This window comes from Caulobacter sp. BK020, assembly GCF_004342605.1.
Taxonomy (GTDB): Bacteria; Pseudomonadota; Alphaproteobacteria; order Caulobacterales; family Caulobacteraceae; genus Caulobacter.
In genome coordinates this window covers 166682-185923 of sequence record NZ_SLZL01000009.1, presented here as the reverse complement: position 1 = coordinate 185923, position 19242 = coordinate 166682, and the positions used below count along the sequence as shown (strand labels likewise).

Here is a 19242-nt window from a genome sequence, read left to right as displayed (position 1 = left end):
GACTATTTGGAGGTGTCGATGGTGGCCTTCATCGACAGGCCCACGCGCAGCGGATGGTCCTTCAGTTCGGCCGGATCCAGGGTGATGCGGACGGGCAGGCGCTGCACCACCTTGATCCAGTTGCCCGAGGCGTTCTGGGCCGGGATCAGCGAGAAGGCCGAACCGGTGCCGCCCGACAGGCCCTTCACCCGGCCGTGGAACTTGACGCCGCCGCCGTAGAGGTCGGAGGTCAGGGTCACCGGCTGGCCGACGCGCACCTTGTCCAGCTGCACTTCCTTGAAGTTGGCGTCGACATAGGCGCTGGTCGTCGGGACGATGGCCATCAGCGGCGCGCCGACCTGCACCTGCTGGCCGACCTGGACGTTCTTCTTGGACACCACGCCGGCCAGCGGGGCGCGCAGCACGGTGCGGTCCAAGGCCAGCTGGGCGCTGGCCAGGCGGGCTTCGGCGGCGGCGATTTCCGGGTTCTTGCTGGCCGGCAGGCCGGAGATCAGGGCGGTGTTGACCTCGCGGCTGCCCTCGGCGGCGGCGCGGGTGGCCTTGGCCTGGGCCAGGGCCGCCTTGGCCTCGACCAGGGCCGACTGGGCGTTGGTGAACTGGCTCTGGGCGGTGGTCAGCTCCTCGCCGGAGACCGCGCCAGAGTCGGCCAGGGCCTTGCGCCGCGTGAGCTCGACGCGGGCCTGCTCCAGGCTGGCCTGGGCGCCGGTCACCGCCGCGTTGGCGCGGGCGATGTCGGCGTCGCGGGCCGCCACCTGGCCGGCCAGGGCGTCGTCGCTGGCGAAATAGCCCTGCACCTTGCGCTGCGCCTGGCCCAGGGCGGCCTGGGCGGCGAGGACGGCGATCCGGGCGTCGGCGTCGTCGATCACCACCAGCGACTGGCCGGCGGTCACGGTCTGGGTCTCAGAGACCAGCACCTTGGCGACCGGCCCGCTGACCAGCGGCGTCACCTGGGCGACCTCGGCCCCGACATAGGCGTTGTCGGTCTCGACATGGTGCGAGCCCACGAGGACCTGGTAAAGGCCCCAGCCGGCCACGCCGACCACGACCACGACCGCGAGGCCGGTCAGGAGCTGGCGACGGCTGGCGGCCGGTTTGACGCCGGATTTGGCGCCGAATTGGGTGGGGGAGGCGGTGGTGTCGGCCATGGGGGGAGGTCCTGGAGGCGCGAAAGCGAAGGGCGGAAAGCGGGTTCGAACGGGGTCAGGCGGGGGCGAAGCCGCCGCCCAGGGCGCGCACCAGGGCGACGTCCAGGGTCAGGGCGCGGCTTTCCAGGTCGGCGACGATCCGGCGCTGGGACAGCACCGCCTGTTCGGCGATCAGCACGTTCTGATAGGTCGACAGGCCGCCCTGGTAGCGCAGCTTGGCGATGCGGAAGCCGTCCTCGCTGGCGGCCAGGGCTGCGCGGCTTTCGCTGAGCCGGGTGCTCAGGGCCCGCTCGCTGGCGGCGACGTCGGCCACGTCGCGCAGGGCCTGGGTGACGGCGGCGTCGTAGGCGGCCACCGCGCCGTCGCGGTCCGCCTCGGCGGCCCGCAGATTGGCCTTCAGCCGTCCGCCCTCGAAGATCGGCAGGCTGACGGCGGGGCCGACGCTGCCGATGTCCGAGCCGCTGTCGAACAGCTTGTCCAGGTGCAGCGACTGCACGCCGATCGCGGCGGCCAGGTTGACGTTCGGGTAGAAGGCCGCCTTGGCCTGGCCGATCCGCTTGCTGGCGGCCTCGGCCCGCCACTTGGCGGCGACCACGTCGGGGCGGCGGCCGATCAGGTCGGCGGCGAGGTTGGCGGGCAGGCCGAACGGCTTGAGGGCCGCCACCGAGGGGCGGGCGATGGCCAGGCCGCGGTCGGGTCCGGCGCCCAGCAGGGCGGCCAGGCCGTTGCGGGTCTGGGCGATCTGTTCGTCCAGGGCGGCCAGCTCGGCGCGGGCGGTGGGCGGACCGGCCTCGGCCTGACGCAGCTCGCCGCGCGTGTCGAGCCCGTTGGTCACCCGGTCGCTGACCAGGGTCAGGGTCTCCTGGCGCAGGGCCACCGACCGCTCGGCCACGTCGCGCTCGGCATAGAGGCGCGCCAGGTCGGCATAGGCGCCGGCCACCGAGGTGGCTAGCATCAGCCGGGCCTGGGCGGCGTCGGCCTGGGCGGCCCGGGCCTCGGATGTGGCGGCGGCGACGGCCGCGCGGTTCTTGCCCCAGAAGTCCAGCTCCCAGCTGAAGTCCAGGCTCAGCCGGCCATAGGCGTTGTAGCCCTGAGGCACGAAGGGGGCGGGAATGCCGGTGTTGTAGCTCTGCTTGGACCGCTCGACCGAGCCGTTGGCCTCGACGCTGGGCAACTGGGCGGCCTTGGCCTGGTTGGCCAGGGCCTGGGCGCGGCGCAGGCGGGCCTCGGCCTGGGCCAGGGTGGGCGAGCCGGCCAGGGCCTCGTCGACCAGGGCGTTCAGCTGGGCGTCGCCGTAGGCCTTCCACCAGGCGTCGGCCGGCCAGGCGGCGGCCTCGGAAGCAGCCAAGGTCTGGGTCGTGGCGTAGGTCTCTGGGGCCTTGGCGACCCGGGCCGGCGTCGCGGCCGGCATCGTCGCGCAGGCGCTGGTCAGCAGGGCGGCCAGCAGGATCGAGACCGTGGCGCCGATCGCGCGGGATCCTGGCGACTTGGAGGCGGAAAGCTTGTCCAGGGCGTTGGGAGTCATCGGCGCTGACCTTGAATTGACCGTACTGTACGGTCACATAGTGGCGCTGATATAACCGCGAGCTTGACGGGATCAAGGGGGCTCCCGAAGGAAAACAAATGATGCAGGACGTGAAGTCGCGTCTCGACCGAGACGCCCGCCGCGAGGCCATCCTCGACGTCGCCAGCGACGTCTTCCTGGAGGAGGGCTACGCCAACGCGTCCATGTCGACGATCGCCGCCCGCCTCGGCGGCTCCAAGGGCACGCTCTACAACTATTTCAAGAACAAGGAGCAGCTGTTCGCCGCCTATGTGGTGCGCCACTGCGCCTGGCAGCGCGACGCCATGTTCAAGATCGAGTCCGAGCTGGGCGACATCCGCGAGGCCCTGATCAAGGTCGGGCGCACCTATCTGTCGATCGTGCTGAGCGACTTCAGCATGGCCAATTTCCGGGTGATCGTCGCCGAGGCCCAGCGCACGCCCGAGATCGGCCACGCCTTCTTCGAGGCGGGCCCCAGGAGCGGATCGAAACTGCTGGGCGCGACCCTGCAGAAGGCGGTCGACAGCGGCCAGCTGGAGATCGACGACCCGGTCCACGCCGCCCAGCAGTTCATCGGCCTGTGCCAGAACCGCCTGCTGAAGGCGCGGCTGTGCAACGCCATGGACGCGCCGACGCCGGAGGAGATCGACCGCGAGGTGTTGCCGGCCGTCAGGGTGTTCCTCGCCGCCTATGGGGCGAAGCGCTAGGCGGTTTTCGCTTGGCGCGGAGGCCGCGAGGCGGCACTGGTCCGTCGAGAGGGGCGCCGCCGTCCGGCCCCCGCGAGAGGAAGGCCCGTCCATGCAAGGCGTCACCATCGTCGACCACCCCTTGGTCCGCCACAAGCTGACCCGGATGCGCGACCGGGAGACCTCGACCAAGACCTTCCGCGCCCTGATGCGCGAGACCGCGACCCTGCTGTGCTACGAGGTCACCCGCGCCCTGCCAACCCATACGGTCGAGATCCAGACCCCGGTGGCCCCGACGGCGGCTGAGGAGATTTCCGGCAAGAAGCTGGTCTTCGCCCCGATCCTGCGCGCCGGCCTGGGCATGGCCGAGGGCATGCTGGATCTGGTGCCCTCGGCCCGGGTGGCGCACATCGGCCTGTTCCGCGACCCGGCCTCGCTGGAGGCGGTGGAGTACTACTACAAGACCCCCGAGGACATCGCCGACCGGCTGGTCATCGTGGTCGACCCGATGCTGGCCACCGGCCACACGGCCGTGGCGGCCCTGAACCTGCTCAAGCGGTCGGGGGTGGCCGACCTGCGCTTCGTCTGCCTGGTGGCCTCGGTCCAGGGCGTGGAGACCCTGCGCGCCGCCCATCCCGACGTGCCGATCTGGACAGCCGCGGTGGACGCCCAGCTGAACGACCACGGCTATATCGTGCCGGGCCTCGGCGACGCCGGCGACCGGACCTTCGGCACGCGCTGACGGCCGTCAGTCCCGCAGGATCTTGTCCATCGCCTTGCCCTTGGCCAGTTCGTCGATCAGCTTGTCCAGATAGCGGATCTCCCGCATCAGCGGCTCGGCGACCTCCTCGACGCGCACGCCGCAGACCAGGCCCTTGATCTGGTTCCGGGCCGGGTTCAGCGCGGGCGCCTGGGCGAAGAAGGTCTGGAAGTCGGTCTTCTCGGCCAGCTGGGCCTCGAACCCCTCCGGGCTGAAGCCGGTCAGCCAGAGGATGATCTGGTCGACCTCGGCCTTGGTGCGCCCCTTCCGTTCCGCCTTGGCGACGTAGAGCGGATAGACGCTGGCGAAGCAAGTGGCGTAGATCCGGTGTCCGCTCATCGGGCCGCCGCCTTCGCCGCTTCCGCCCAGGCCTTGGTGGCCTGGCAGACGTCCATGGCGCGCCGGTAGGCGTCGCGGCCGGTGGTGCGGGCGACATAGGCCTGCTCAACCCCGCCGAGGCTGTAGCCGCCGGCGCGCTGGGCGAACTCCAGGGCGTAGGTCACCGAGATGTCGGCCGCCGTGAACGCCTCGCCCGCCAGGTAGGGCGAGCTTGCCAGCTGTCGGGTCACCAGGCCCAGCCGGCTTTCGAACACCTCCAGCGCCTTGCGCGCGCCCCAGTTGCGGCGCTCGGCCTCGGGCGCGAGGTTGCGGCTGACCACCACGAAGTACATCGACGCGGCCAGGCCCGCCTCGCCCAGGTGCAGGAACTGCTGGTAGGCCGCGAAGGCCGGATCGCGGGGCTCGGGCGCCAGCGGCGTCGGTCCGTGGCGGGCCATCAGATATTCCATGATCGCGATCGACTCGACCAGGGTGACGTCGCCGTCCTGGAGCGCCGGGATGAAGCCGGCGGGATTGATCGCCAGGAATACCGGATCGTTCTCGACCCCGACCAGCAGGTCGACCGGCCTCAGCCGATAGGGCAGCCCCATCTCTTCCAGCAGCCAGACGACCCGGAAGCCTCGTCCCTCGCCGAAAACGGTGATCATGACCGCGACCCCTCTGTGCGCGGCCCGATTCAGTCGCGCGAAGGTGTCGCGAAGGCAAGGCGCAAGCGGAATTCGTTGGCCTGGAAGGGCTCGACATTTCGCTCTGGAACCGAAAACCTGGTCCTTCGACAGGCTCAGGATGAGGTTTTCTACCGACCGGGCCTGTAAATGCTCCTCATCCCGAGCTTGTCGAAGGACGAGGAGCACGCACGGCTTTGAAGGCCGATCCGCCTAGATAGCCGGGTCTATCGCGTCGGACGCCTCGGCCCGCTGCAGGGCCACCGCCTCGACGATGTGGGCCCGGTAGAGCACGCCCAGCAGGTCGGTTTGGGTGATGATCCCCAGCAGCACCCGGTTCTCGTCGACCACCATGGCTTCGTGCGCCATCCCGCTGGACAGGATCGGCAGCAGGGCCTCGATCGCCGTGCCGGGCCGGACCTTGTGCACGAACGGGTCCAGCACCGCCTCGACCGGGCCTTCCCGCCCGGTCTGGAGTTCGGCGCGGCGCACCATGCCGACCACCTTGCGGTCGGCGTCGACCACCGGGGCGCTACGCAGGTCGTGGGCGCGCATATAGGCCAGGGCGCTCTCGGCGCTCTGGTGCAGGTCCACGCTGAGTACGTCGCGGGACATGATGTCGCTGCACAGGATGTGGGCGTGGATCCGGCGGTGGGCCTGCAGCTCGACCTCGCGGAACAGGGCGTCAAGGTCCTCGCGGTCGACGTCCAGCAGGTCGCCATAGTGGGCCAGGGCGTTGTCGATGTCGGCCTGGGTGAAGCCGACGCGCCGCAGGGGCGGGACGTCGTGGGTGTCGTGGACGTTGGCGGGCGGCGCGACGCGGTGGGGATAGGACCGCCCGACGAGGCGGGCATAGGCCATGGCTGACAGCACCAGCAGCAAAGAGCACAGGCCCACCGGCACGAAGACGTAGCCGAACGAGGCCGGGCCGACCGGGCCGGCGACCAGGGCCGCGCCCAGGGCGACGGCGCCGCCCGGTGGATGCAGGCAGCCCAGCAGGCCCATGGCGATGATCGCGCAGGCCACGGCGGCCGCCGCCGCCAGGGCCGGATGCGGATGGAAGGCCAGGGCGCAGGTCACGCCGGCCAGGGCTGAGACCATGTTGCCGCCGACCACGGCGCGGGGCTGGGCCAGCGGACTGGCCGGCACCGCGAAGGCCAGCACGGCCGAAGCGCCGATCGGCGGAATCAGCAGCGGCAGGGCCGACGGCCGCCCGCTGGCGATCAGGTGGGCCAGCAGGCCGGTGGCCGGAATGCCGATCAGGGCGCCCAGGCCCGAGCGCAGGAGGTCCTGCGGGCGGATAGGCTGGCGGCCGCGCAGGGCCAGGACGAGGGTGTTTCGCATGATCTCGGGGTTCGGGTCAGGCCGGGTCGCGGCCAGACGGGCCACCGCCGCGGCGGGCGCGTCCTAGTCTCAGATCACTCCGGCGCGCAGCAGGTCATGGACGTGCAGGATGCCGACCGGGCGGCCCTGGTCGACGACGAACAGCACGGTGATCCGCCGCTCGTTCATCAGCTTCAGGGCTTCGGCCGCCAGGGCGCCGGGCGCGATGGTCAGCGGCCCCCGGGTCATGACCTCGCCGGCGACATGGCCCATCAGCCCGTCCATGTGGCGGCGCAGGTCGCCGTCGGTGATCAGGCCGCTCAGCGATCCGTCCGGCGCGACCACCCCGACCGCGCCGAACCGCTTCTCGCTCATCACCAGCAACGCCTCGGACATCGAGGCGTCCTCGCGGGTCAGGGGCAGCTCGCCCTCTCCATGCATCAGGTCGGCGACCGTGCGCAGCATGGCCCCCAGTTTGCCGCCCGGGTGGAAGACCCGGAAGTCGCTGGCGGTGAAGCCGCGCCGCTCCAGCAGCGCCACGGCCAGGGCGTCGCCCAGGGCCATCTGCAGGGTGGTCGAGGTGGTCGGGGCGCTGACCTCGGCGGTGGCTTCCGGCGCGTCGGGCAGCAGCAGCAGGATGTCGCCGGCCCGGCCCAGCTGGCTGTCGGCCACGGCGGTGACGGCGATGGTCGGGATCGAGAACCGCTTGGCGTAGGCCAGGGTGTCGGACAGCTCGCGGGCCTCGCCGGACTTCGACAGGGCCAGCACCACGTCGCCCTGGCCGATCATGCCCAGGTCGCCATGGCTGGCCTCGGCGGCGTGCACGAACATGGCCGGCGATCCGGTCGAGGCCAGGGTGGCGGCGATCTTGCGGGCCACGTGGCCGGACTTGCCGACCCCGGTGCAGACCACCCGGCCCTTGGCGTCGAACAGGGTCTCGACGGCGCGGACGAACGATTCGTCCAGCGACTGCGACAGCAGCCCCAGGGCCTCGGCCTCGGCGTTCAGGACCCGCCGGCCGACGGCGACGGCGTCGAAAGCGCTCACGGAGCCCCCGCCTCGGCGGCGCGGGCGTCGCTCACCTGCTGGCGGGCCTGCCGGTCGTGCTGGGCGGCGGCGTCCTTCTCGCGCTGGATCTTGGCCTGCATCTCCGGCGTCTGCTGGATCGGCACCGAGCCGAACGGCCCCGGCGAGCGAGCGCCGTAGCCCTGGGGCCAGACAAGCGAGAACGCGACGAGGGCCAGGCCGACGAGCGCCAGGAAAGGCATGAGGATGCGATCAGGCATGGCCTGCCTATAGCACGCCCCCCGGAGGAGAGAAGGGCGAGAGCGGGGCGAGGAAAGGGCGGGACGCTTGACGCGGGGCCGGCCGGGGCTTAGCCCGCGCTGCGTCACATCCTGGAGGTCCGATGCCCGTTCTCGTCCTGCTGCGCCATGGCCAGAGCCAATGGAATCTCGAAAACCGCTTCACCGGCTGGGTGGACGTCGACCTGACCGCCGAGGGCGAGGCCCAGGCTCGCAAGGGCGGCGAACTGATCAAGGCCGCAGGCGTCGAGATCGACGAGGCCTTCACCTCAGTCCAGACCCGGGCCATCCGCACCTGCAACCTCGCGCTCGACGCGGCTGGCCAGAGCTTCGTGCCGGTGACCAAGGACTGGCGGCTGAACGAGCGCCACTACGGCGGCCTGACCGGGCTGAACAAGGCCGAGACCGCGCAGAAGCACGGCGAGGAGCAGGTCACGATCTGGCGCCGCTCCTACGACATCCCGCCGCCGGAGCTGGCTCCGGGCGGCGAGTACGACTTCAGCAAGGACCGCCGCTACGCCGGCAAGGACCTGCCCAGCACCGAAAGCCTGAAGACCACCCTGGTCCGCGTCCTGCCCTACTGGGAGGCGGCCATCGCCCCCAAGCTGTCGGCCGGCGAGACGATCCTGGTGGCCGCGCACGGCAATTCGCTGCGGGCCATCGTCAAGCACCTGTTCAACGTGCCCGACGCCGACATCGTCCATGTCGAGATCCCGACCGGCAATCCGCTGGTCATCGACCTGGACGGCGCGCTCAAGCCGACCGGCGCCCGCTACCTCGACGAGAGCCGGGCTCAGCCGCTGCCGACGGCGCGCTGATCCGGCGTTCGGACACCGGGGCAGATCAGGCTCCGGTGTCCCGAAATGCCTGGAAACTCAGCGTTAATGCGGGGCGCGCATTGTAGGGGTCCAGCCCTTCGGGGAGCGACAAGAGCAGCCATGAGCGCCCCTCCCGCGGCAGGCCAAGAGCATAAGCGCCTGACGCAACACGACGTCGACGTGATCTGCGCCAAGCATGACCGCCTGTGGTCGGCTCGGATGGGCGGGGCGCGGGCCGTCTTCGCCTTCTGCGACCTGTCGGGCCTGTCGGTCACGGGCCGCAACCTGTGCGACGCCGATTTCACCGGCGCCCTGATGGTCGGCTGCGACCTGCGCAAGGCCAAGCTCGACAACGCCAACATGTACGGCGCGGACATGCAGGGCTCGGACCTGACCGACGCCTCGCTGCGACGCGCCGACCTGCGCGGCTCCAGCCTGCGCGGCGCCAACCTCACCGGCGCCGACCTGTTCGAGGCCGACCTGCGCGAGGGCCAGATCGCCGCCGCCGACCGCAAGGAAGGCTATCGCATCATCGAACCTGTCCAGCGCGAGGCCATGGCCACCGGCGCCATCCTGGCCGGGGCCAACCTGGAACGCTCGCGCCTGTCGGGGATCATCGCCACCAAGGCCGACTTCAGCGACGCGATCCTCAAGGACGCCAAGCTGGTTCGGGCCAACCTTAAGCAGGCCAATTTCAACGGCGCGAACCTGGCCGGAGCCGACCTGTCGGGCGCCAACCTGGTCGGGGCCGACCTGCGCAACGCGGTCCTGGTCGGCGCCAAGACCATGTCGTGGAACATCAACGACACCAACATGGACGGCGCCCTGACCGACAAGGCGGCGGGCAAGGACGTGTCCGACATGCCCTACGAGCAGATGATCGCCGACCACGCCCGCTGGTGCGAGACCGGCGGCGCGGAGGGGGCGCCTTCGGTGTTCGACAAGGCCGACCTGCGCAATCTGAAATCCGTGCGTGGCTTCAACCTCACGGCCCTCTCGGCCAAGGGGGCGGTGTTCTACGGCCTGGACATGGAAAGTGTGCAGATGCAGGGCGCGCAGCTGGAAGGCGCCGATCTGCGCTCGTGCAACCTGCGCCGGGCCGACCTGCGCGGGGCTCGCCTCAAGGGCGCGAAGCTGGCCGGGTCGGACCTGCGCGAGGCCCAGCTGGGGCCGCTGCTGATCGGCCGCGACCGCCTGCTGCCCAGCGACCTGACCGGGGCCCTGCTGACCAACGCCGACTTCGCCCGGGCGGACCTGCGCCAGGCCTGCCTGAGCGGCGCCGACCTGTCGCGCGCCAACTTCACCAACGCCCTGCTCAAGGATGTGGATGTCACCGGCGCGATCCGCATGGGCGCTCGCGGCCTGGATGACGTGATCTAGTCTCCGTTAGCGCTAACGGCGAAGTTTCCACAGCCCGTTCGCCAAAGTTGCGACAAAACCGCGCGGCCTTAACGCTTCGCTCGTCGATCGCTGGTATTTTCGCAGGCGGATCAAGGGGTTTCTCGGGGGAGAAGCGTAGGACATGAATGCGGCGCAGAGTATCGCGGGGCGACGACGCCTGAGCCAGGCCGAGCTCGACTTGATCGTGTCGGCCCACGAGAAATTCGTAACAGGCAAGCAGGGCGGCAAGCGGGCGTCCCTGCGCTTCATGAACCTGGCGGGCCTGGACCTGTCGTTCCGCAACCTGGCCGACGCCGACTTTTCCGCCTCGATTCTCGACGGCTGCCGCATGGTCCGCACGCGGCTGGAGCGGGCCAACCTGTTCGGCGCCGACCTGCGCCAGGCCGACCTGCGTCAGGCCGTGCTGGTCAGGGCCGACCTGCGGGGCGCCTGCCTGCGCGGCGCCAACCTGTCCCTGGCCGACCTGACCCAGGCCGATTTTCGCGAAGGCCAGGTGGCCGTCCCCCACCCCCGAAAGGGGTTCGACACCCTCCGCCACGAAACCCGCAACGGCGAGGCCGACGAGGTCAACTTCTCGGGCGCCACCCTGGACGGCTCGCAATTCGCCGGCGTCTCGGCGTTCAAGGCTGACTTCAGCGACTGTTCGCTGCGTGGGGCCAAGCTGTCGGGCGCCAACCTGAAGGAAGCCAATCTGAGCGGCGCGATCCTGGAAGGCGCCGACGTCAAGGGCGCCAATCTCGAAGGGGCCAACCTCACCGGCGCGGTCATGGCGGGGGTCGACACCTCCACCGCTCGGACCAGCGGCGCGGCGATGCAGGGCTGCCTGGCGTCGTCGACCGAACAGGCCGTGTCTCGGGCCGAGGAGATCTACCAGCGCTGCCTGGCCAACCAGGCCTGGTGCCGGACCGGCGGCAAGGAGGGCCAACCCGCGCGGCTCGACGGCGAGGACCTGCGCCCGCTCGGCGAGCGGCTCAAAGGCCTGCGGCTGACGGCGATGAGCGCCGCGGGGGCCTGCCTGGTCGGGATCGACCTGTCGGGAACCCAGCTTCAGGGCGCGGATCTGCGGAACGCCGATCTGAGGACGGCCAATCTGCGCGGCGCGGACCTGCGCGGCGCCAAGCTGACGGGCGCCAACCTGACCAAGGCCGACCTGCGCCAGGCCTTCCTGTCGCCCTTGCCCCTGGGGCCCCAGCGCAAGACCCTGGTCGACCTGAAAGCCGCCCGGCTGCGCTACGTTCAGATGCAGGCCGCCGATCTCAGCGAGGCCGTGCTCGACGGCGCCGACCTGCGCGGCGCGGACTTCACCGGCGCGCGGCTGGACCGGATCAGCCTGCGCGACTGCGATCTCAATCAGGTCCAGGGCCTGGACCTAGCGCCCGCCTAGGCTGGCTGCTTTCCGCCAGAAAAAAGGGCGGCGCATCGCGCCGCCCTGGAAGTTCTAGAGGGGGAACAGAGTAACGCGCGAAGGTAGTGTTAGGCTGCCTTCTCGCCTTCGATCTTGTCGCCCTCGATCAGCGGAGCGGCCGACTTGATCTCGATCGTGCGCGGCTTCAGCGCTTCGGGCAGTTCGCGCTTCAGCGAGATCGACAGCAGGCCGTCGGAGAGGGCCGCGTCGGTCACGACCACATAGTCGGCCAGCTGGAACCGGCGCTCGAAATTGCGCTCGGCCAGGCCGCGATGCAGGTAGCGCTTGGTCTCGTCATTGGCCGGTTTGCGGCCGGTGACGGTGAGGAGGTTTTCCTTCACCTCGATGCCGAGCTCTTCCGACTTGAAGCCGGCGACAGCGATCTCGATGCGGTAGGCGTTCTCGCCGGTGCGCTCGATATTGTAGGGGGGATAGCCCGAGGCGGCTTCGTTCGAGGCGGCGGCGTCCAGCAGGGCGGCCAGCCGGTCGAAACCGACGACGGAGCGATACAGGGGGGACAGGTCGATCGTACGCATGGTCACATCCTTCTCATCAAGCAAGGTTGTTCAGTCTGTTCAGTCCTTTGGCGACCCGGATTGGCGTCGCCGACGGTCCGGAAGGCCCGGGTTTCCAGCGCCTTCGTGATCAAGGTGGTGAGCCGTTTTTCGACTTCAAGGGGGTGAATGAACGCCCCGGTGGTGAATCGCTTGATCGAGGATCGGCCACCGTTAAGGTCGGCTCGCCCGCCCCCTGGGCCGCCCCGGAGACCTCGACGATGACCTGCCGCCGCCATCTCCTCCTGGTCGCCGCCGCGACCTTTTGCCTCTCCGCCTCCCCCGTACTTGCCGCCGAAGACGCCGCGCTGAGGGCGGCCATCGCCTCGCCCGACCGGACGCCGGCCAATGTGGCCCGCGACGGCGCACGCCATCCTTATGACAGCCTGACCTTCTGGGGCCTGAAACCCGGCCGGGCCGTGATCGAGGTGTCGCCGGGCGGCGGCTACTGGACCGAAATCCTGGCGCCTTACGCCAAGGCGACGGGCGGGACCTATGTCGCCGGCGTGGCCGACCTGGCCAATCCGAAGACCTCGGATGGCGCGCGCAAAGGGCGGGCGAACTTCGAGGCCCGGTTCGCGAACCCCGACAAGTACGGAAGCGTGCAGTTCGTGAACTTCGGCCCGGTGGCCGCCCCCCTCGGCGCGCCGGGCTCGGCCGATCTGGTCCTGACCGCGCGCAACGTCCACAACTGGACCGTCCAGCCGGGCGTGGCCGACAAGATCTTCGCCGACTTCTTCGCGGTGCTGAAGCCCGGCGGGATCCTGGCGGTCGAGGACCATCGCGCCGATCCCAAGTCGGAAACCGACAAGGGGGCGGACGGTTATCTCGCCACGGCCACGGTGGTGGCCCTGGCGGAAAAGGCCGGCTTCAAGCTCGACGCCAAGTCCGAGATCAACGCCAATCCCAGGGACACCAAGGACTACCCGTTCGGCGTCTGGACCCTGCCGCCCACCCGGCAGAGCGCGCCGGACGGCCAGCCGGCCGATCCGGCCTTCGATCGCGCCAAGTACGACGCCATCGGCGAGAGCGACCGCATGACGTTGCGCTTCCGCAAGCCGGGTTGAGGCAGCTTGCCGAAAACGTGCCGACCGGCGCCGTTTCGCCAAGGTCGGGTGCATGATCAGGGTGCGAGTTGGTGGCGGGGGAAGGCATGGCTTCAGGACTTCGATGGTCGCGGCGGGGCTTGCTGGCGGGGGCTGCCGCGCTGGGCCTGACCGGCTGTGGCCGAAAGGACGCCAAGCCCGAGGCCGACAAGCCGGCGGCCAAGGCGGGGCCCATGACCCTGGCGACGGCGGCGAAGGGCGCCTGGCGCTCGCCCGCCGACAAGGCGCGCGACGTCTGGCGTCATCCCGTCGAGAGCCTGGAATTCTGGGGGCTCAAGCCGGGACAGACGGTGGTCGAGTTCTGGCCGGGAGCTGGTTGGTACACCGACATCCTGGCTCCCTACCTGGCGGCGACCGGCGGCAAGCTTTACGCCGCCTCGCTGCAGACCGACCTGCCGGACGACCCCGCCGCCAAGGTCGCGGTCGAGGAATACCGGCGCAAGCTGGCCGACAAGAAGAAGCTCTATGGCGACGTCGTCGTCACGGCCTTCGGGCCGACCAGCGGCCCGGTGGCGCCGGCGGGATCCGCCGACCTCGTGCTGTTCCTGCGCAACCTCCACAACTGGATGGCGGCCGGCCTGGCCGAAAAGGCCTTCCGTGAGGCGCTGAACGCACTCAAGCCGGGCGGGGTTCTGGGGATCGAGGAGCATCGCGGCGAGCCCGGGCGGGTGCAGGACGTCCTGGCCGCCGACGGCTATGTCCAGCAGGCCTATGTGGTCGAGATGGCCCGGGAGGCGGGTTTCGTCCTGGCCGGCGAGAGCGAGATCAACGCCAATCCCAAGGACACCAAGGACCATCCGTTCGGCGTCTGGACCCTGCCGCCGACCCGCCTCTCGGCGCCGCGCGGCGAGCCCGCCGAGCCGGGGTTCGACCACGCCAAGTACGACGCGATCGGCGAGAGCGATCGCATGACCCTGAAGTTCGTCAAGCCGAAGTGAGGACGCTCTTGAGACATCGCGCCGCCCTTGTGGGTCTGATGGTCCTGGCCCTCGCGCCGTTGGCCCAGGCCGACGCCGGCAAGACCGTGCCGGCGACCAAGGTCTTTCCGTTCCTGGAATCGATGCTGAAGCTGTCGCCGGCCGAACGGGCCCGGATAAAGGTCACCTACGCCCTGCGGCGCGACGGCAAGCCCGCCGCCGGGGTGAAGGCCGCCCTGATCGAGGCGAGCGGCGCGCGCACCCCTCTGCCGATCGACGATCAGGGGCGGTTCGAACGTTTGCCGACCCTGGCCCAGCTTCAGGCCAAGGCGCAGCTGCATCTCGACGTTCCGGCGGACGCCAAGTTCGGCACGGCGATGCTGCTGGACCCCGTACTCAAGCCGTCAGCGGATTACGACTCCCACGACCTTGTGGCGACGGTCGAGGAGTCCAACAGCGCGATCCGCAAGGCCGCCGGCGCCATGGCCCTGCTGGCGCCGCAGATGGAGGGCCTGGCCTTCCAGAAAGCCGAGTCCGGCGTCGCCATCTTCCCCAACGGAAGCTCCAGGCCGCTTCCGACGGAAGCCGGAGCGGTCGTCTTCGAGCCCAGCCAGTTCAAGGGCGCGGCCCGGGTTCGCCTGGCCAAAACCCCGACGGCGGTGGATTATTACGACAGGAAGAAATAAGCCGCCGGCGCGTCTGAACAGTGTTTACTCGCGGCGATCCAGCGGCCAGTCTGCCGCCGCAGAATCCACGCGCCACAGAGGGAGACGCGCTAATGGCTACGTTGCAGGAAATCACCGATCGCATGAAGGCCGCCGTCGGCGAGGACAGCGGCCTGGGCAAGAGCCTGAAGTTCGACCTGAAGGACGCCGGCGTCATCCACATCGATGGCGGCTCGGTGACCAACGAAGACAAGCCGGCCGACCTGACCATGACCCTGTCGATGGATGACCTGCTGGCCATCGGCGCCGGCGCGCTCGACCCGACCATGGCGGTCATGACCGGCAAGCTGAAGCTGTCGGACATGGGCACGGCCATGGCCCTGCAGTCGAAGATGGCGGCCCTCTTCGCCAAGATGCGCTGATCGATGGGGGACGCGGCGCCGCTGGTCTCGATTCCCGAGGCGCCCGTTCCCGACCATGGAAAGGCCGAGTGGTTCAGCGGCGCGGACGGGGCGACCCTCCGCGCCGCCTTGTTTTCACCGGCGGGCCCATCCCGAGGCTCGGTCGTGGTCAGCCCGGGCCGCAGCGAGCCGATCGAGAAGTATTTCGAGGTCGTCCAGGATCTGCTGGACCGTCGCTTCGTCGTCCTGGTTCACGATTGGCGCGGGCAGGGCCTGTCGCATCGTGCCTTGCCGGACCGGCTGAAGGGCCACGCGGCCGGCTTCAAGGAATTCCTCGGCGACTATCAGGCCCTGCTCGCCGCGTTCGAGACGCGGTTGCCCAGACCCTGGATCGCCCTGGGACACTCGATGGGCGGCTGCCTGACGATGCTGGTCCTGGCCACCGGCGAGCAGCGCTTCGCCGCCGCCGTGCTGTCGGCGCCGATGCTGGGCCTGAACACCGGCGGCAAGCCCGCCGGCGGGGCCCGCGCCCTGGCCTGGCTGATGAGCCGTTCGCGTTATCGGGGCGAATATGTGCTGGGCGACGCCGGCGACCCGTTCGTCCAGAGCTTTCCCAAGGACGCCCTGACCCATGACGCGGCCCGCTACGCCCGTCATCGGGCTCAGATCAAGGCGAACCCGGACATAGCCCTGGGCGGCATCACCTGGGGCTGGACCGACTTCGCCTTCTCGGCCTGCGCCTTCCTGCGCCGCACCAAGGGAGTCGAGGCCGTGTCGATCCCGGTGACCATCGTCGCCGCCGGGCAGGACAGCCGCGTGCTGGTCGCCGACGAGAAGTCGATCGCCGGCCGCATCCCGAACGGCCGCTACGTCGAGATCCCTGACGCCTTCCACGAGATCCTGATCGAGACGGATGACCGCCGGGCCGTGTTCTGGAAGGCGTTCGACGAGACGGTGGAAGGGGTTCTCTGAGCGAACGCTACTTCGCCGACCGCCGCAGCGACACCAGCGCCTCGTCCAGGCATCGGCGGTCGCCCGAGATCACCATCTGGCCGCCGTCCTGGCCGATCGGCTCGCCGCGCCAGTCGGTGACGATCCCGCCCGCGCCCTCGATCAGCGGAATGGCCGCCTCGATGTCCCAGGCCTTCAGGCCGGCCTCGATGACCATGTCCATCTTGCCCATGGCCACCATGGCGTAGGCATAGGCGTCGCAGCCCAGGCGGGCCAGTTTGGCGGCGGCGCGCACCTGCAGCCAGGCGCCGCGCTCGGCCCCGTCGAAACAGGCGTCGGGGTCGGTAGTGGCGATGATCGCGTCGGTCAGCAGCGGACATTCGCGCACCCGGATGGCGCGCTCCGACCCTCGCGAGAGCAGGCGCGAGCCCGCCGCCGAGCCGATGAAGATCTCGCCCGTATAGGGCTGGCCGATCGAGCCCAGCACCGGACGGCCCTGGTGGCGCAGGCCGATCAGGGTGGTCCACAGCGGCAGGCCGGAGATGAAGGCGCGGGTGCCGTCGATCGGGTCCAGCACCCAGACGAACTCGGCGTCCGGACGGTCTTCGCCGTACTCCTCGCCGATCACCCCGTGCTCGGGATAGCGTTCGGCGATCAGCTTGCGGATCGCCGCCTCGGCGCCGCGGTCGGCTTCCGTCACCGGATCGAAGGCCGCGTGGCTTTCGCGCGGCAGGTTCTTGCCCGCCCCCTTGTCTTCCAGCCCGTGATCGGCCCGGAACAGCGGCAGGATCGCCGCCGCCGAAGCGCGGTTGAGGTCGATGACGAAGGCGTCGAGCTGGGCGAGAGAGGTGGCGGCGAGGGTCATGGACGAGGACTTAGCCCGCCCTTCGACTCGACGCCACCGTTCGCGATCGCCAAGCAGGACCCCCTAGGCTTCCAGCACCTCGCCGCCGTTCAGCGACTTGGCCAGGTCCAGCAGGCGACGACGCGGGCGCTCGCCCAGCAGGTAATAGGCGCGCACCAGGTCCAGCGTCTCCTTGCGGGCGAACATCTCGCCACCGCCTTCGGCCTCGAGGTTGGTTTCCTTCTCCATCCGGTCCGACAGGCCGTCGTAGAAATAGCCGACCGGGACTTCCAGCGCTTCGGAAAGCTGCCACAGCCGCGCGGCCGAGATGCGGTTGGCGCCGCACTCGTATTTCTGGATCTGCTGGAAGCGCACCCCGACAGTGCCGGCCAGCTGTTGTTGGGTCAGGCCCAGCAGGCGGCGGCGACGCCGCAACCGCTTGCCCAGATACACATCGATGTCGTTACTCATGATGACGCCCCGATTTCCGACTCCGTCCCGAAACGGAACGGTCTGGGTTGTGGTCCGCAAGTCGCGTGCCGAGCGAACCGCGCGACTGCACCTACGCCGCGAGTCCCCCTCGTGCGCGAAGCAGGCTAGTAAGGGTTCATGTCGGATAAGCGTCGGCCTTGGGCTCAGGATCTGTTGTGGCGCGCGGAAGCGCTGGGTTTCGACCTGTTCATCGGCGTGGTGCGCCTGCTGGGCGTCGACGCCGCCTCGGCGTTCGGCGGCTGGCTGGGACGCACGGTCGGTCCCCTGAGCGGCGCGCACAAGGTGGCCGTCCGCAATCTCAAACTGGCCTTCCCGGACAAGGACGAGGCCTGGCGGGCGGCCATGCTCAAGGCGCAGTGGGACGGCCTTGGCCGCACCTTCGCCGAGTTTCCGCTGATGGACAAAATCCTGCCGTCCACCGGTCGGGTCGAGGTGGTCAACCAGGAGCGCCTGTTCCAGATCGCCTCCGACAAGGTTCCGGTGGTCTTCGTTTCGGGACACCTGTCGAACTGGGAGGTGATGCCCGCCGCGATCGTCGATTCCGGCGTCGTCTGCGAGATGACCTATCGGGCGGCCAACAATCCGTATGTCGACGAGCGGATCAAGGCCAGCCGCTTCCGCTACGGCGTGCGGCTGTTCGCGCCCAAGGGCGGGGACGGGGCGCGCGAGCTGCTGGAAGGCATGAAGCAGGGCAAGTCGGTGGCCCTGATGAACGACCAGAAGTTCAACACCGGCGTCGAGGGCCTGTTCTTCGGCCATCCGGTGCGCACCGCCCCGGGGCCCTCGCGCCTGGCGATCCGCTTTGGGACGGTGCTGCAGCCGATGTCGGTGCAGCGGATCAAGGGCGCGCGCTTCCGGGCGGTTGTCCACGATCCGATCCATCTGCCCAATACGGGCGACCGCACCGCCGACATCGAGGCCGGGGTGCGGCTGGTCAACGCCTTCATGGAAGAGCGCATCCGCGAGCGGCCCGAGGAGTGGTTCTGGGTTCATCGTCGCTGGCCCAACGAGGTCTACGCCGCCCTGGCCGCGCGGGGCGATTGAGCTAAAGCTCCAGCGCCCGCTCGTGGCTGCGGCGGCGCGGGCCGTCATAGGCCGGATCGTCCCGGCGGCGGCGACAGGGGCCGAAATAGTCGTCGACACGGATGAACGGTCTGGGCTTGAAGATCACCGTGTTGATCCGGTCCAGCAGCGAGCGGGCGGTGACCGGCTTGACGACGATCTCGGTGACCCCGGCGTCCCGGGCCTCGAACACCCGGTGGCGCTCGGCGAAGCCGGTCAGCATGATGATCGGCAGGAACGGGTCGGGGCTGTCGGGCGACTGGCGCACCAGCTGGGTGAACTGCACCCCGTCCAGGGGCGACATCCGGAAGTCGACGATGGCGATGTCGATCTGGTGGTCGCGGACCACCTGCAGGGCCTCGGCCCCGTCCATGGCCTCCAGAACGTGGCGCACGCCCACGCCCTTCAGGATCGTCGAGACGATCGCCCGCATGTGATGGTTGTCGTCCACCAGCAGAAACCGCAGCTGTTCCAGCGTCGCGGACATGCGGGCGGACCTCCATCGCCAAAGGGGATGGCGGGGGATACTGTACGGTCAACGACCTGTCGATCCCCGGGCGGGCGAATTCGTCGCGAGGCGCTCGCGCCAAGCGTGTGGCGGGGCGGCGCCTCAGCCCCGGCTTTCGCGCCAGCGCTTCAGGGCTTCGGCGGGACCGGCATAGGCTTCCTGCAGCTCGGGACTCCAGTAGCGCAGGTTCTCCAGCGCGACCCTGGCGCCGGTGACGGCGCACAGCACGTACTGGCCCGGGCTCATGATGGCGAACTCGCCGTCGCCATAGTGCAGGGTGGCCGGGCCGCCGGACTTGCCGAGATTGGGATCGAACGCGTTCATGGGAGTCTTTTACGCCAGTTGGCGGCTGG

Annotated in this window: 23 protein-coding genes; 11 read left to right on the top strand and 12 right to left on the bottom strand. The window is 69.8% G+C overall.

The window, feature by feature from the left end; all coding sequences use genetic code 11:
* Positions 1-2: 2 nt before the first annotated feature.
* Positions 3-1145 (bottom strand): HlyD family efflux transporter periplasmic adaptor subunit, encoded by a 1143-nt coding sequence (locus tag EV278_RS13380; protein WP_132092030.1) that lies wholly within the window; start codon positions 1143-1145, stop codon positions 3-5.
* 55 nt (positions 1146-1200) lie between these two features.
* Positions 1201-2670, bottom strand: coding sequence for an efflux transporter outer membrane subunit (locus EV278_RS13375; protein WP_165916635.1), 1470 nt, complete (start codon positions 2668-2670; stop codon positions 1201-1203).
* A 98-nt stretch (positions 2671-2768) separates the two neighbouring features.
* On the opposite strand from EV278_RS13375, the gene EV278_RS13370 reads away from it, so the two are divergent.
* A complete protein-coding gene (locus EV278_RS13370; RefSeq protein WP_132092028.1) occupies positions 2769-3395 on the top strand; it encodes a TetR/AcrR family transcriptional regulator in 627 nt (208 codons plus the stop codon).
* A 91-nt stretch (positions 3396-3486) separates the two neighbouring features.
* Positions 3487-4116 (top strand): uracil phosphoribosyltransferase, encoded by a 630-nt coding sequence (gene upp / locus EV278_RS13365; protein WP_132092025.1) that lies wholly within the window; start codon positions 3487-3489, stop codon positions 4114-4116.
* A 6-nt stretch (positions 4117-4122) separates the two neighbouring features.
* On the opposite strand, the gene EV278_RS13360 is transcribed toward upp, so the two are convergent.
* The 5 genes from EV278_RS13360 to EV278_RS13340 form a co-directional block, all read right to left on the bottom strand.
* A complete protein-coding gene (locus EV278_RS13360; RefSeq protein ID WP_132092022.1) occupies positions 4123-4473 on the bottom strand; it encodes a DUF2200 domain-containing protein in 351 nt (116 codons plus the stop codon).
* Complete coding sequence (locus EV278_RS13355) at positions 4470-5120, bottom strand: glutathione S-transferase family protein (RefSeq protein ID WP_132092019.1); 651 nt, start codon at positions 5118-5120, stop codon at positions 4470-4472. The genes EV278_RS13360 and EV278_RS13355 overlap by 4 nt, the downstream gene beginning before the upstream one ends.
* Before the next feature lie 231 nt (positions 5121-5351).
* Positions 5352-6482, bottom strand: a complete 1131-nt coding sequence (locus EV278_RS13350) for an HPP family protein (protein WP_132092016.1) — start codon at positions 6480-6482, stop codon at positions 5352-5354.
* 69 nt (positions 6483-6551) lie between these two features.
* The gene (locus tag EV278_RS13345; protein WP_132092013.1) at positions 6552-7508 is read right to left on the bottom strand and encodes a KpsF/GutQ family sugar-phosphate isomerase; all 957 of its coding nucleotides are present in this window, start codon (positions 7506-7508) and stop codon (positions 6552-6554) included.
* Entirely contained in the window at positions 7505-7747 is a 243-nt protein-coding gene (locus EV278_RS13340; protein ID WP_132092010.1) for a hypothetical protein, read from the bottom strand. The genes EV278_RS13345 and EV278_RS13340 overlap by 4 nt, the downstream gene beginning before the upstream one ends.
* Positions 7748-7869: 122 nt before the next feature.
* Here EV278_RS13340 and gpmA point away from each other — a divergent pair, with 122 nt between their 5' ends.
* The 3 genes from gpmA to EV278_RS13325 all read left to right on the top strand — a co-directional run bounded on the left by gpmA (position 7870) and on the right by EV278_RS13325 (position 11368).
* Positions 7870-8583: a 2,3-diphosphoglycerate-dependent phosphoglycerate mutase gene (gene gpmA, locus EV278_RS13335; RefSeq protein ID WP_132092007.1), complete on the top strand. Its 714-nt coding sequence runs from the start codon at positions 7870-7872 to the stop codon at positions 8581-8583.
* A gap of 120 nt (positions 8584-8703) precedes the next feature.
* Positions 8704-9963, top strand: a complete 1260-nt coding sequence (locus EV278_RS13330) for a pentapeptide repeat-containing protein (RefSeq protein ID WP_132092004.1) — start codon at positions 8704-8706, stop codon at positions 9961-9963.
* Between the two features lie 142 nt (positions 9964-10105).
* Entirely contained in the window at positions 10106-11368 is a 1263-nt protein-coding gene (locus EV278_RS13325) for a pentapeptide repeat-containing protein (protein WP_132092001.1), read from the top strand.
* Between the two features lie 89 nt (positions 11369-11457).
* On the opposite strand, the gene EV278_RS13320 is transcribed toward EV278_RS13325, so the two are convergent.
* On the bottom strand, positions 11458-11925 hold the full coding sequence (locus EV278_RS13320; protein WP_132091998.1) for an Hsp20 family protein: 468 nt from the start codon (positions 11923-11925) through the stop codon (positions 11458-11460).
* A gap of 239 nt (positions 11926-12164) precedes the next feature.
* Here EV278_RS13320 and EV278_RS13315 point away from each other — a divergent pair, with 239 nt between their 5' ends.
* From EV278_RS13315 to EV278_RS13295, 5 genes are all read left to right on the top strand, one after another.
* Positions 12165-13010 carry a class I SAM-dependent methyltransferase gene (locus tag EV278_RS13315; protein WP_132091995.1) on the top strand — a complete coding sequence of 282 codons (846 nt, stop codon included), beginning with the start codon at positions 12165-12167 and terminating at the stop codon, positions 13008-13010.
* Between the two features lie 86 nt (positions 13011-13096).
* Positions 13097-13987 carry a class I SAM-dependent methyltransferase gene (locus EV278_RS13310; protein WP_132091992.1) on the top strand — a complete coding sequence of 297 codons (891 nt, stop codon included), beginning with the start codon at positions 13097-13099 and terminating at the stop codon, positions 13985-13987.
* 38 nt (positions 13988-14025) lie between these two features.
* Entirely contained in the window at positions 14026-14652 is a 627-nt protein-coding gene (locus EV278_RS13305) for a hypothetical protein (protein WP_243692187.1), read from the top strand.
* Positions 14653-14744: 92 nt separating this feature from the next.
* Positions 14745-15053 carry an SCP2 sterol-binding domain-containing protein gene (locus EV278_RS13300; RefSeq protein WP_035070458.1) on the top strand — a complete coding sequence of 103 codons (309 nt, stop codon included), beginning with the start codon at positions 14745-14747 and terminating at the stop codon, positions 15051-15053.
* Between the two features lie 3 nt (positions 15054-15056).
* The gene (locus tag EV278_RS13295; RefSeq protein WP_132091986.1) at positions 15057-16004 is read left to right on the top strand and encodes an alpha/beta hydrolase; all 948 of its coding nucleotides are present in this window, start codon (positions 15057-15059) and stop codon (positions 16002-16004) included.
* A 7-nt stretch (positions 16005-16011) separates the two neighbouring features.
* Here EV278_RS13295 and hisN read toward each other — a convergent pair whose 3' ends face one another.
* On the bottom strand, positions 16012-16848 hold the full coding sequence (hisN, locus tag EV278_RS13290) for a histidinol-phosphatase (RefSeq protein WP_132091983.1): 837 nt from the start codon (positions 16846-16848) through the stop codon (positions 16012-16014).
* Positions 16849-16911: 63 nt separating this feature from the next.
* A complete protein-coding gene (locus tag EV278_RS13285) occupies positions 16912-17298 on the bottom strand; it encodes a helix-turn-helix transcriptional regulator (RefSeq protein WP_132091980.1) in 387 nt (128 codons plus the stop codon).
* 138 nt (positions 17299-17436) lie between these two features.
* On the opposite strand from EV278_RS13285, the gene EV278_RS13280 reads away from it, so the two are divergent.
* A complete protein-coding gene (locus tag EV278_RS13280; protein ID WP_132091977.1) occupies positions 17437-18363 on the top strand; it encodes a lysophospholipid acyltransferase family protein in 927 nt (308 codons plus the stop codon).
* A gap of 1 nt (position 18364) precedes the next feature.
* Here the strand turns inward: EV278_RS13280 and EV278_RS13275 are convergent, their stop codons facing one another.
* Positions 18365-18868: a response regulator gene (locus tag EV278_RS13275; protein ID WP_132091974.1), complete on the bottom strand. Its 504-nt coding sequence runs from the start codon at positions 18866-18868 to the stop codon at positions 18365-18367.
* Positions 18869-18991: 123 nt separating this feature from the next.
* Positions 18992-19213, bottom strand: a complete 222-nt coding sequence (locus EV278_RS13270; RefSeq protein WP_132091971.1) for a DUF2093 domain-containing protein — start codon at positions 19211-19213, stop codon at positions 18992-18994.
* Positions 19214-19242 lie beyond the last annotated feature (29 nt).